We start from the raw sequence: 10,214 nt of genomic DNA, 5'->3' as shown, positions 1-10,214 counted from the left end.
CAGCACCGCGAGCGGCGCGAGGCGCAGATAGGTCACGATCCCGGCCCCCTCGTCGTGCCCGAGCGCGGGCGAGAGGTTGCGGGCGAGCACGAGGGGGGTGAGGCCGAGGAAGAACAGGGCCGAGCCGGCGAGGTACGGCGCGAAGCCCTCCGTCCCGAGCAGCGTCAGCAGGGTCGGCCCGATGGCGAAGCCGATCGCCAGCACCGTCGCGTAGATGCCCATCACCAGCCCGCGCCGCTCGGGCGGGGCCGCGTCGTTGATCCAGTACTCGGAGAGCACGAACAGCACGCCCATCGTCGTCGAGAAGACGAAGCGCAGGGGGAACCACAGGACGAGGTTCGGAAGCAGCTTGAAGGCAGCGAGGCACAGGCCGCCGAGCACGATCGCCAGGATCAGCAGGCGCACCACGCCGACCCTTGCCGCGAGCCGCGGCACGAAAGGCACCGTGACGATCGCCGCGAACCCGGCGATCGCCGTGTTGAGGCCGATGACGACGCTCGAGGCGCCCATCCGCTCCATTTCCAGCGACAGGAGCGGGATCGACAGGCCGAGCCCCGTGCCCACCACCGCCACGCAGGCGATCGCGGCGGTCATCGCGCCGAGACGGTCGCGATCGGAGACGGGGGCGGTGACGGCGGACATGACCTTGCGACGGGGCGTCAGGGGTGGGAGGGGCCTGCCTGACCCGGCTTCACCCCGCTCCGCAACCCGCCGCGATCAGGCGGCGTGCCGATCCGCACCCGCGCCGAAATGGCCGATATAGCGCGCCGAGATCGCCGAGACCGGCAGCACCACGAGCACGTCGGTGGTGCCGAACTGGCGGTCCACCACCGCGCCGTCGCCGAAGGTCGCCCCGACCCGGAGATAGCCCTTCACCAGCGGCGGCAGCGCCATCAGCGCGGCCTTCGGATCGACCGATTCCTTCGACAGCCGATCCATGGCGACGAAGCGCTCCGGCAGGGCGCGGGCCCGCCACGCCTCGGGGGCGCGGGCGTGGTGGTGGAGGAAGCTCAAGGGCAGCGCCAGACGGTCCGGATCGGTCCCCTCCAGGCTGGCGCAGCCGAGCATCGCGTCGATGCGGTGGTGCAGCACGTAGGTCCAGATGCCGTGCCACAGCAGTTCGACGGTGCGCTTGGTGCGGTAGGGCTTCAGCACGCAGGAGCGGCCGAGTTCGAGGAAGCGCTTTCCCGGATGGCGCTCGAGAAGGGGCGCGAGGTCGTACTCGCCCGAGGAGTAGAAGCCGAAATGCGCCTCCGCCCGGTCCTGGCGCAGGAGCCGGTAGGTGCCGACCACCTTCGGGCGGGCCTTGCGGAACGGCTTCGCCTCGGTCGCGGCGTGGTCGATCACCAGGAGGTGGTCGCAGATCGCGTCGTAGGCATCGACGTCCCGGCGCTTGAGCGCGGCCATGCCGGTCGGCACCGCCGACATCTCCTCGTAGAACACGCGGAAGCGCAGGCGCTGCGCCCGCCGGATCTCGGACTTGGTGGTGGCGAGCCGCACTTCGAGCGCGCCGATGCGGCCGAGGCTGGGATCGAGTCCCGGCTCCAGCAGGAAGCGCTTGGCGCGGGCTTTCAGCAGGATCGGCGCCGCCCCCGGCAGGGCGAGGTCGCTGCCCTCGAAGGTCTGGCGGAAGCGGGCGAAGGGTGCCTGGACCTTGGTCTCCCAGCCGGCCTTCCACGCGGCCGTCGCCTCGCGCGGGGAAAAATTCGGCAGCATGGTCGACACGATCCCGTCGCGGCGGAGGCAGCGCGATGCGTCCTCTTGCGCGGCGACAACATCATGAAGGCCGCACGCTTTTATGACGGAGAACTTCGTGTTTTGACAGAGACTTGCGCGCAGCCGTCGTCGGGCCCCGCGCAAGGCTTTCGTGGTAGCCGGCGAACGAAACCGGCTAAGGATCACAAGGGCTTGGCGTCGATCCCTGACGGTTCAGACGAACTGGTTCAGCCCCGGGATCGAGCCGACGATCGGACCCATCACGTCCTCGCCCGCCTTCTCGCGGCCGTAGGCGAAGAGTTCCTGGCCGAGCGGCTGCATCTGATTCATCGGTACGCCGGCCGAGATCAGCTTCTGCCCGAGCGCCATCACGCCGCCGCCCATCATCCCGCCGAGCATGCCCATCAGGCCGCCGCCTTCCGACGCATTCGCCTCGGCGAGCGCCGCCTCGGACCCCGGCAGGGCGGCCATCAGCTGGCTCACCTCGGTCGCCGGCCCCTCCTTCTGCAGGAAGGCGAGGATGTGCCCGATCGCGGTCTTGGCGGTCGCGGCGTCGAGGCCCGTGCGGTTGGTCACGCGGGCAATCAGCTCTTCCATGAAACGCTTCCTCTCTGGCAGGTTTTTCGTCTGTCCGACGGGGCGGCGGCGAAATCAAGGGTTGCCCGCCGCGCGCGGGCTCTGGATCGGGCGGGTGCGGCGCCATACCCTGTCGCTCACGACGGTCACGGTTCGAGCGAGGGTGCGCGATGGCGGGCGAGGGGACGATTCTGGTCGGCCGGAGCACGGACCCGCAGCCGAAGCCCGAGGTGCTGACCCTACGGCTCGCCAACCGCCACGGCCTCGTGGCGGGCGCCACCGGCACCGGCAAGACCGTGACGCTGCAGGTGCTGGCGGAAGGTTTTTCCAACGCGGGCGTCCCGGTCTTCGCCGCCGACATCAAGGGCGACCTCTCGGGGCTCGCCGCCGCGGGCGAGGCCAAGCCGCATTTCGTCAAGCGGGCGGAAGAGCTCGGGATCGCCTACGAGCCCGACCGCTTCCCGACGGTGTTCTGGGACGTGTTCGGCGAGCAGGGCCACCCGATCCGCTGCACCGTCACCGAGATGGGCCCGCTCCTGCTCGCCCGCCTGCTCGAACTCAACGACACCCAGGAGGGCGTGCTCAACATCGCCTTCCGCGTCGCCGACGAGAACCAGTGGCCGCTGATCGACCTGAAGGACCTGCGCGCGCTCCTCACCTTCCTGTCGGAGAACGCCAAGGAGCTGTCGGCCAGCTACGGCAACGTCTCCGGCGCCTCGATCGGCGCGATCCAGCGGGCGCTCCTCGTGCTGGAGAACCAGGGCGCCGACCAATTCCTCGGCGAGCCGGCGCTCAACCTCGAAGACTTCATGCGCACCGACCGGGAGGGCAGGGGCTTCGTCAATATTCTGGCCGCCGACAAGCTGATGCAGCGGCCGCGCCTCTACGCCTCGTTCCTGCTGTGGATGCTCTCCGAGCTGTTCGAGCAGCTCCCCGAGGTCGGCGATCTCGACAAGCCCAAGCTCGTGTTCTTCTTCGACGAGGCGCATCTGCTGTTCAACGACGCCCCCAAGGCGCTCCTCGACGCGGTGGAGCAGGTGGTGCGCCTGATCCGCTCGAAGGGCGTCGGCGTCTACTTCGTGACGCAGAACCCCCTCGACGTGCCGGAGACGGTGCTCGGCCAGCTCGGTAACCGGGTGCAGCACGCGCTGCGCGCCTTCACCCCCCGCGACCGGCGCGCCGTGCGCGCCGCCGCCGAGACCTTCCGGCAGAATCCCGGCTTCGATGTCGGAAAGGCGATCACCGAACTCGCCGTCGGCGAGGCGCTGGTGAGCTTCCTGGAGGCCAAGGGCACGCCCTCCATGGTCGAGCGGGCGCTGATCGCCCCGCCCCAGGGCCGGGTCGGGCCGCTGACGTCGGCGGAGCGCGCCGCGATCATCGGGCAGAGCCCGATGCGCGGGAAATACGACGAGGCGGTCGACAACGAGAGCGCCTACGAGATGCTGGCCCAGCGCAAGGGGCTGGATTCCGCCCCGGCCGAGGCGGCGGCCCAGAGCGAGGGCGGGCTCTCCGGGATGCTCGGCGGGCTCCTCGGCGGCCTGTTCGGAAGCGGCGAGGAAGCGCCGAAGGGCAAAGGGGCAGGCAAGGGAACCGGCCGCACCCGGCGCCCGCCGCCCAGCCTCGCCGAGCAGGTCATCGGCAACGCCGCCCGCTCGATGGCGCGCAAGGTCGGCACCGAGGTGGGCAACGCGATCCTGCGGAATGTGCTGGGGGGACTGACGAAGCGGTAGGCGTCGGTTATGGCCCCTTCCAATCCATACGCGTGAAGCGTATATGTGGGGTCTCGACGACGTCTCGATCGAGATCTCCTTCGTCGATCGTGACGTCATGCTCGTCGCGATCGCGACCCCGGTCGGCACGTTCGAATTGATCGGAGAGGTCCGCATCCGCGCCGGGATTCTCGTCATCGCGAACGCGCATATCCAAGGTCTCGAACCGGGTGCCCTCGGCCGGCAAGGGCTCAACACGGTCGCCCGGAAGATGATGGTGGAAGCCGATGTCCAAGGGCTTGTCGTTGAAGGAGGCACTCGCACGACGGGGCGCACCCGCGGCCGCCGACAGCGCCCCTTCCGGTTCCCCCATCCGTCTTCGTCTCGCGATGACGGATGACATCTGCCGGCCCGTCGATCTGGTCCGCCTCCTGAGCGCGCACGGCTTGTCGCTGAAGCGGTCGCATTCCGTCCTGAACCGGATCGCGGAGGGTGAGGCTCTGGCCGTCTGCCTCTGGAGCGAGACGCCCGACGCGCTTGTCGCCCAGCTCCGCTTGCTCGGTGTCGACGCACGGCTGCTAAGCGTGCCCGACGTGGACACGAAGGCGATTCGCAGCCGCCTCAACCTGTCCCAGGCCGACTTCGCCGTCCGCTTCGGCTTCGAACTCGACACGGTTCAGAATTGGGACCAGGGGCGGCACGTCCCCGATCCGGCCACGCGGGTGCTGCTCGCGGTCATCGACCGCGATCCGGGCCTGGTCGATGCCGTGCTGGCCGCTCCCGGTCCGGCCGGCCGGCGCGACCGCGCGGATTGACAGACCAGCGATCCACCACTATCCGACCAATGCAACGCGCGGCTTCCTCGACGAAGTCCGCGCGTTTCGCGTTCGCGCGCTCACGGCCAAGCCCGGGTGACGCGGATGACCTGAACAAGAAGACGGCCCAGGCGCCTCGAGCGCCGGAGGCCGGCAGAGAACACGAGAGACAACGATGTTCGCAGTCATCAAGACCGGCGGCAAGCAGTACCGCGTTGCCGCCAACGACGTCATCACCGTGGCCACCCTCGAGGGCGAGGCCGGCGCCTCCGTCACCTTCGGCGACGTGCTGCTCTTCACGGATGGCGATGCCACCCAGATCGGCACCCCGCTCCTGTCGGGCGTCGGCGTCACCGGCGAGATCGTCCAGCACGGCCGCACCCGGAAGGTCATCGCCTTCAAGAAGCGCCGCCGCCAGAACTCGCGCCGCCGCCGCGGCCACCGCCAGGACTTCACGGTCGTGCGCATCACCGAGATCAGCGCCGGCGGCAAGACCTCGAAGGCCGAGCCGCGCAAGACCCGGAAGGCCGAGCCGGCCGCCGAGTCCGCCCCGGCCGCCGCCGAGTAATCGGCGCGCCTCCCGAACGCAGATCTAGAAATTCCGGAGCAATCCCATGGCACACAAAAAAGCAGGCGGCTCGTCCCGCAACGGCCGCGATTCCGCCGGCCGGCGCCTCGGCGTCAAGAAGTTCGGCTCGGAGGCCGTCATTCCGGGCAACATCATCGTGCGCCAGCGCGGCACGAAGTGGCATCCCGGCACCAATGTCGGCATGGGCAAGGACCACACCCTGTTCGCCCTGACCGAGGGCAAGGTGCAGTTCGAGACCCGGCGCGGCCGCGCGTTCGTCACCGTCGTACCGGTGGCCCAGGCCGCGGAGTAACGGCGGACGCTTGTCGCTGACGACGAAGCGAGCGTCCCGCCGGTGTCCCACACCGAACCGGCGGACGAGTCGCTTAGGCTTCAGGCGAAGCTTCGAGCGGATCGGAACACGGGGGAGGATGGGGCACCATCCTCCCCCTTCGTCGTCCCGGACGGCGCCGCACGGCGCTCTTCACTCACCGGCTCACGATGTTCCCCGATCTCACCCGCGACGACGTCTTCCGCATCGAGACGCGACGGCTCTGGCTGCGCTGGCCCATGGCCCGCGACGCCGAGGCCGTCTCTCGGCTCGCCGGCGATCCGGCCGTGGCCGAGAGGACCGCGCGGATCCCGACGCCGCTCCCGCTGCACGAGGCGGAGCGCTTCGTGATCCGGGCGCGCGCCGCGAACACCGCGGGCGACGGGCTGATCATGGCCCTGTGCCGGCGGGCCTCGCCCGCGAACCTGATCGGGATCGTCTCGGTCGAGACCAGGCCGGACGAGCCGGAGCCGCATCTCGGCTACTGGCTCGGGCGCCCGTTCTGGGGCGAGGGACTGATGACCGAGGCGGCCGAGGCGCTGGTGGATGCCACCTTCGCCTATGCCGGCGGGCGGGTGCTCGCCTCGGCGGCGATGATCGGCAACACCGGTTCGCGGCGCGTGCTGGAGAAGTGCGGGTTCCGCCTCACCGGGGAATCGGCGCCGGTCTTCCCGGCGCGCGGCGGGATCGTCCCGAGCCACACCTTCCGGCTCGACCGGGCGGCGTGGCTCGACCGGCACGGGACGGCGGCGGGGAGGCCCTCGCCGTGAGGACGCGAACGGTCGCCGGCATCGGAGCCGGCCTCACCGCGATCGCCCTCGGCAGCCTGATCTTCGCGATCACCCGCGAGGAGCCGCCGCCGCCGATCGAGCCCGTGGCGGCGCCCGCCCCGAAACCTCGGGGGGAGAGCCGGCTCTACTGCGAGTTCTACAATTTCGCCGGCCGCACGCCGAAGGTCGGCTTCTATTTCGCCTCTCCCGCGGGCGGCGGCACCGCCTACGGGCAGCTGTTCCAGCGCGAGGCGGACGGATCGCAGACCCTGTTCGACGAGCGCCCGAACTGGACCTACGATCGTTCGGGCGAAGCACCGACCCTGCGCTCGCCGGACGGGGCGATCCAGATCAACCTCTACGGCGACGGCGGCGCCAACGGCCGCCAGCCGGATGCCGGCGGGTGGTTCGAGGCGGGCCTGCGCAGCATCCAGTACCTCAACCTCGACGGCCAGTGCCGTCGCAGCGAAAGTTAGACGACAGTGCAGGCAACCCGGCCGATGGTCGGGCTGCCTGCGTCCGGCGGACGAAGCCAAGTCTAAGCAGGCTACGCAAGCTTGCCTTCGCCGCCGCGCATTCGCGCGGGCGAGGGGTGATGATCGGGATCATCGCCCCTCGATGACCAGCACCACCGGCGTCCCGAACCTGAGAGAAGCACCGTGAAATTCCTCGACGAAGCCAAGGTCTACGTCCGCTCCGGCGACGGCGGTCCCGGCTGCGTCTCGTTCCGGCGGGAAAAGTTCATCGAGTTCGGCGGCCCGAACGGCGGCGACGGCGGGCGGGGCGGCGACGTCTGGATCGAGTGCGTGCAGGGGCTCAACACCCTGATCGACTACCGCTACCGCCAGCACTTCAAGGCGCGGAAGGGCGAGCACGGCATGGGCTCGAACTGCCACGGCGCCAAGGGCGAGGACGCGGTGCTCCAGGTGCCGGCGGGCACGCAGGTTCTCGCCGAGGACGGCGAGACCCTGATCGCCGACATGACCGAGGTCGGCCAGCGGGTGCGGCTCGCCAAGGGCGGGAATGGCGGCTTCGGCAACGCCTACTTCACCACCTCCACCAACCGCGCCCCGCGCCACGCCAATCCCGGCCAGGAGGGCCAGGAGATGTGGCTGATCCTGCGCCTCAAGCTCATCGCCGATGCCGGCCTCGTCGGCCTGCCGAACGCGGGCAAGTCGACCTTCCTGGCGACCGTCACCGCCGCCAAGCCGAAGATCGCCGACTACCCCTTCACCACGCTGCATCCCGGCCTCGGCGTGGTGCGCTCGGATGCCCGCGAGTTCGTGCTCGCCGACATTCCCGGCCTGATCGAGGGCGCGCACGAGGGCGTGGGCCTCGGCGATCGCTTCCTCGCCCATGTCGAGCGCTGCCGGGTGCTGCTCCACCTCGTGGAGGGCACCAGCGAGCATGCCGGCAAGGCCTACAAGCTGGTGCGGCGCGAACTCGAAGCCTATGGCGGGGGGCTGGCCGACAAGCCGGAGATCGTGGCTTTGTCCAAGGCGGACGCGCTCGACGCCGAGACGCTCAAGCAGCAGGTCGCCCGGCTCAAGCGGGCGGCGGGCGGCAAGCCGCTCGTGCTCTCGGCGGCCTCGGGGCAGGGGGTGCAGGAGGCTCTGCGCGCGATCCAGGCCCAACTCGACGGACAGGACGCGACGGAGGAGGCGGACGGGCCCGCCGAGCCGTGGCATCCCTAGTGCATCGTCCCGAAAGGTGGTCGCCGGCTTTCGGAAAACGACGATGCAACATCAATGATCGAGCGCATCGGCACCCGTGTCCGGAGCGGCGCTACGCCTCAGCGCGCGCCCGGAGACGGGACTTGCCGCTTCGGCCTAACATCGGGCCATGCGCAGCGCTCTCGCTCTTCTCCTCGTCCTCGCCGCCTCCCCCGCCGTGGCGGAGCCGTCCTGCGCCGACCTGATCGAGCGGGTGCGGGCCGCGACCAAGGCCGAGGTCGCCGAGCGCGGCGCCGATTTCGCCCGGTTCGACGCCGGCCCGCGGACCGGGCTGACGCTCTCCTGCGCCGGAGACCAATCCTCCGTCGGCGCGCAGTACAAGGGCGAGACCGCGCCGGCGGACTACGAGACGCTGTTCGTGCAGGCGGGCCACGCCGTGACGGGGATCGCGCCGGATCGCCTGCGCGAGGCGGCGCGGCAGGCCCAGGACGGGGCGCAGGCCAAGCGCCACAGCACGGTCGACGTGGACGGCGCCCGCGTCACCTGCGCCTCCATGCGGAGGGAGCAGGGTGCGCTCACCCAATGCGCCCTGCTGCAGCGGCCGAGCACCTGATTCCTCCCGAGGGAAGTCGGGGCGCTGCCCCGTCGGCCCCGCCAAAGGGATGATCCCTTTGGGATCCCGGATTCAGGGTGCGCCCTGCACCAAGTCGTCCGCATCCAGCGTGCGGGCCACGGTGCGGGCGACGTTGACCAGCGCGGTCACCATCGGCGTGGCCGGGTCGCGGCGGGGGGCGACGAGGCCGATGGCGTGGCGCAGGTCCGGCTCGACGATCGGGATCGCCCGCAACCCCTCGGTCGGCCCCAGCGCGTCGGCGAGGATCGCCGGCATCACGCTCGCCCATTGCAGCGTGCGCACATGGGTCATCAGCACAACCATGGAGTTCGATTCCAGCGTCGGCGCCGGCTCGCCGCCGGCCGCGCGGAGCTGCTGGTCGATGATCCGCCGGTTCTGCATGTTCGGCGTCAGCAGGCAGAGCGGAATCCTCGCGAGCTCCGCCCAGGTGACGCTGGCCCGGTCGTCGTAGGGGCCGCCGGCTGCGGTGAGAAGCTGATAGTGCTCGGTGTAGAGCGGCACGGCGATGACGCGCCCGAGCGGCTCGTTGTCGAGATAGGTCAGCCCCGCATCGGCCTCGAGGTTGTCGATCAGCGAGAAGATCTCTTCCGAGGTCGTGGAGATGACGCTGAAGCGCACGTTCGGGTAGCGCGCTCGGTAGGGCGTGGTCAGCGCGGCCACCATGGGCAGCGCGGTCGGCACCGCGGCGATGCGCAGGTGGCCCGTCAGGCCGCGGCGCAGGGCCGCGACGTCGTCCTGCATGGCGCGGGCGTCGCCGACGATGCGCCGGCCCCAGGCGAGCACCCGGTCGCCCTCCGGCGTGAACCCCTGGAAGCGCGAGCCGCGCTGGACGAGGCGCACGCCGAAGCGGTCCTCCAGGCTCTTCACCCCCGCCGACAGGGTCTGCTGGGTGACGCCGCAGGCCTCGGCCGCGCGCCCGAAATGCTGCTCGCGGGCGAGCGCCAGCAGGAATTCCAGCTTGTCGATCACGGCCCCGGTCCCTGCGGCGCCGGTTCTCGGCCGGCTGAGGGTTGGTATGATGGCCGGCACGTCCTTGACAACGGCGACATGTGTTGTCAGCGATAACAACATGAGGGCCGTACTTCTCGAACGATCCCGGACAGTCCTCAGCGACGAAGCGTTTGTCGAGCTCAGCATCTGGCGCGTGCCGAGCCCGGTGCCGGGAAGCCGGCACCCGTACAAGTACCGCTTGGCCCTGATCGTCGGCGGAACCTGCGTCCTGCGCTACGACAACGAGCGCGGGAAGGGCGATCATCGCCACCGCGGCGAGCGGGAGGAGCCCTTCATGTTCACCACTCTGGGGGCGTTGCTGGACGCCTTCGAAGCGGATGTCGAGAGGATGCTGAGATGACAATGCTCTCGATCGGAATTGGCGGCATGGCCGATGCCAAGGCCCGCATCCTCGCCGCCGATGCCGGGCTG

At 70.3% G+C, this 10,214-nt stretch carries 14 protein-coding genes; 10 read left to right on the top strand and 4 right to left on the bottom strand.

The annotated features are described in order from the left end of the window. The 3 genes from MFF42_RS18840 to MFF42_RS18830 form a co-directional block, all read right to left on the bottom strand. Positions 1–642: MFS transporter (locus MFF42_RS18840; RefSeq protein ID WP_238257112.1), on the bottom strand; the 642-nt coding region annotated here is incomplete at its 3' end. A gap of 75 nt (positions 643–717) precedes the next feature. Continuing rightward, a complete protein-coding gene (olsB, locus tag MFF42_RS18835; protein ID WP_238257114.1) occupies positions 718–1,716 on the bottom strand; it encodes a l-ornithine N(alpha)-acyltransferase in 999 nt (332 codons plus the stop codon). 213 nt (positions 1,717–1,929) lie between these two features. Further along, positions 1,930–2,313 (bottom strand): DUF2267 domain-containing protein, encoded by a 384-nt coding sequence (locus MFF42_RS18830; protein WP_238257111.1) that lies wholly within the window; start codon positions 2,311–2,313, stop codon positions 1,930–1,932. 149 nt (positions 2,314–2,462) lie between these two features. On the opposite strand from MFF42_RS18830, the gene MFF42_RS18825 reads away from it, so the two are divergent. The 9 genes from MFF42_RS18825 to MFF42_RS18785 all read left to right on the top strand — a co-directional run bounded on the left by MFF42_RS18825 (position 2,463) and on the right by MFF42_RS18785 (position 8,771). Next, on the top strand, positions 2,463–4,022 hold the full coding sequence (locus MFF42_RS18825) for a helicase HerA-like domain-containing protein (RefSeq protein WP_238257110.1): 1,560 nt from the start codon (positions 2,463–2,465) through the stop codon (positions 4,020–4,022). Between the two features lie 43 nt (positions 4,023–4,065). Beyond that, positions 4,066–4,401, top strand: coding sequence for a hypothetical protein (locus MFF42_RS18820; protein WP_238257109.1), 336 nt, complete (start codon positions 4,066–4,068; stop codon positions 4,399–4,401). Further along, the gene (locus MFF42_RS18815; RefSeq protein ID WP_238257108.1) at positions 4,391–4,816 is read left to right on the top strand and encodes a helix-turn-helix domain-containing protein; all 426 of its coding nucleotides are present in this window, start codon (positions 4,391–4,393) and stop codon (positions 4,814–4,816) included. Before MFF42_RS18820 ends, MFF42_RS18815 begins: the two co-directional genes overlap by 11 nt. A gap of 175 nt (positions 4,817–4,991) precedes the next feature. Then, positions 4,992–5,384, top strand: a complete 393-nt coding sequence (gene rplU, locus MFF42_RS18810) for a 50S ribosomal protein L21 (protein WP_238257107.1) — start codon at positions 4,992–4,994, stop codon at positions 5,382–5,384. A gap of 46 nt (positions 5,385–5,430) precedes the next feature. After that, positions 5,431–5,697: a 50S ribosomal protein L27 gene (gene rpmA / locus MFF42_RS18805; protein WP_238257106.1), complete on the top strand. Its 267-nt coding sequence runs from the start codon at positions 5,431–5,433 to the stop codon at positions 5,695–5,697. A 188-nt stretch (positions 5,698–5,885) separates the two neighbouring features. Beyond that, positions 5,886–6,485: a GNAT family N-acetyltransferase gene (locus tag MFF42_RS18800; RefSeq protein WP_238257105.1), complete on the top strand. Its 600-nt coding sequence runs from the start codon at positions 5,886–5,888 to the stop codon at positions 6,483–6,485. After that, positions 6,482–6,961 (top strand): hypothetical protein, encoded by a 480-nt coding sequence (locus MFF42_RS18795; protein WP_238257104.1) that lies wholly within the window; start codon positions 6,482–6,484, stop codon positions 6,959–6,961. The genes MFF42_RS18800 and MFF42_RS18795 overlap by 4 nt, the downstream gene beginning before the upstream one ends. A gap of 183 nt (positions 6,962–7,144) precedes the next feature. Next, on the top strand, positions 7,145–8,179 hold the full coding sequence (gene obgE, locus MFF42_RS18790) for a GTPase ObgE (RefSeq protein ID WP_238257103.1): 1,035 nt from the start codon (positions 7,145–7,147) through the stop codon (positions 8,177–8,179). Between the two features lie 148 nt (positions 8,180–8,327). Then, entirely contained in the window at positions 8,328–8,771 is a 444-nt protein-coding gene (locus MFF42_RS18785; protein WP_238257102.1) for a hypothetical protein, read from the top strand. A 72-nt stretch (positions 8,772–8,843) separates the two neighbouring features. On the opposite strand, the gene MFF42_RS18780 is transcribed toward MFF42_RS18785, so the two are convergent. Continuing rightward, a complete protein-coding gene (locus MFF42_RS18780; RefSeq protein ID WP_238257101.1) occupies positions 8,844–9,761 on the bottom strand; it encodes a LysR family transcriptional regulator in 918 nt (305 codons plus the stop codon). 100 nt (positions 9,762–9,861) lie between these two features. Here MFF42_RS18780 and MFF42_RS18775 point away from each other — a divergent pair, with 100 nt between their 5' ends. Further along, positions 9,862–10,143, top strand: coding sequence for a toxin-antitoxin system TumE family protein (locus MFF42_RS18775; RefSeq protein WP_238257113.1), 282 nt, complete (start codon positions 9,862–9,864; stop codon positions 10,141–10,143). Positions 10,144–10,214 lie beyond the last annotated feature (71 nt).

It is taken from the genome of Methylorubrum podarium, from assembly GCF_022179745.1.
In the GTDB taxonomy this organism is placed as follows: domain Bacteria; phylum Pseudomonadota; class Alphaproteobacteria; order Rhizobiales; family Beijerinckiaceae; genus Methylobacterium; species Methylobacterium podarium.
The sequence above is the reverse complement of the archived record's forward strand: the minus strand, read 5'-3'. Positions and strand labels throughout refer to the sequence as shown.

Excerpts from the sequence above, each read along its gene's own strand:
- olsB (WP_238257114.1), bottom strand. The coding sequence starts at position 1,716 with ATGCTGCCGAATTTTTCCCCGCGCGAGGCGACGGCCGCGTGGAAGGCC.
- MFF42_RS18830 (WP_238257111.1), bottom strand. The coding sequence starts at position 2,313 with ATGGAAGAGCTGATTGCCCGCGTGACCAACCGCACGGGCCTCGACGCC.
- MFF42_RS18825 (WP_238257110.1), top strand. The coding sequence starts at position 2,463 with ATGGCGGGCGAGGGGACGATTCTGGTCGGCCGGAGCACGGACCCGCAG.
- MFF42_RS18820 (WP_238257109.1), top strand. The coding sequence starts at position 4,066 with ATGTGGGGTCTCGACGACGTCTCGATCGAGATCTCCTTCGTCGATCGT.
- MFF42_RS18815 (WP_238257108.1), top strand. The coding sequence starts at position 4,391 with ATGACGGATGACATCTGCCGGCCCGTCGATCTGGTCCGCCTCCTGAGC.
- rplU (WP_238257107.1), top strand. The coding sequence starts at position 4,992 with ATGTTCGCAGTCATCAAGACCGGCGGCAAGCAGTACCGCGTTGCCGCC.
- rpmA (WP_238257106.1), top strand. The coding sequence starts at position 5,431 with ATGGCACACAAAAAAGCAGGCGGCTCGTCCCGCAACGGCCGCGATTCC.
- MFF42_RS18800 (WP_238257105.1), top strand. The coding sequence starts at position 5,886 with ATGTTCCCCGATCTCACCCGCGACGACGTCTTCCGCATCGAGACGCGA.
- MFF42_RS18785 (WP_238257102.1), top strand. The coding sequence starts at position 8,328 with ATGCGCAGCGCTCTCGCTCTTCTCCTCGTCCTCGCCGCCTCCCCCGCC.
- MFF42_RS18775 (WP_238257113.1), top strand. The coding sequence starts at position 9,862 with ATGAGGGCCGTACTTCTCGAACGATCCCGGACAGTCCTCAGCGACGAA.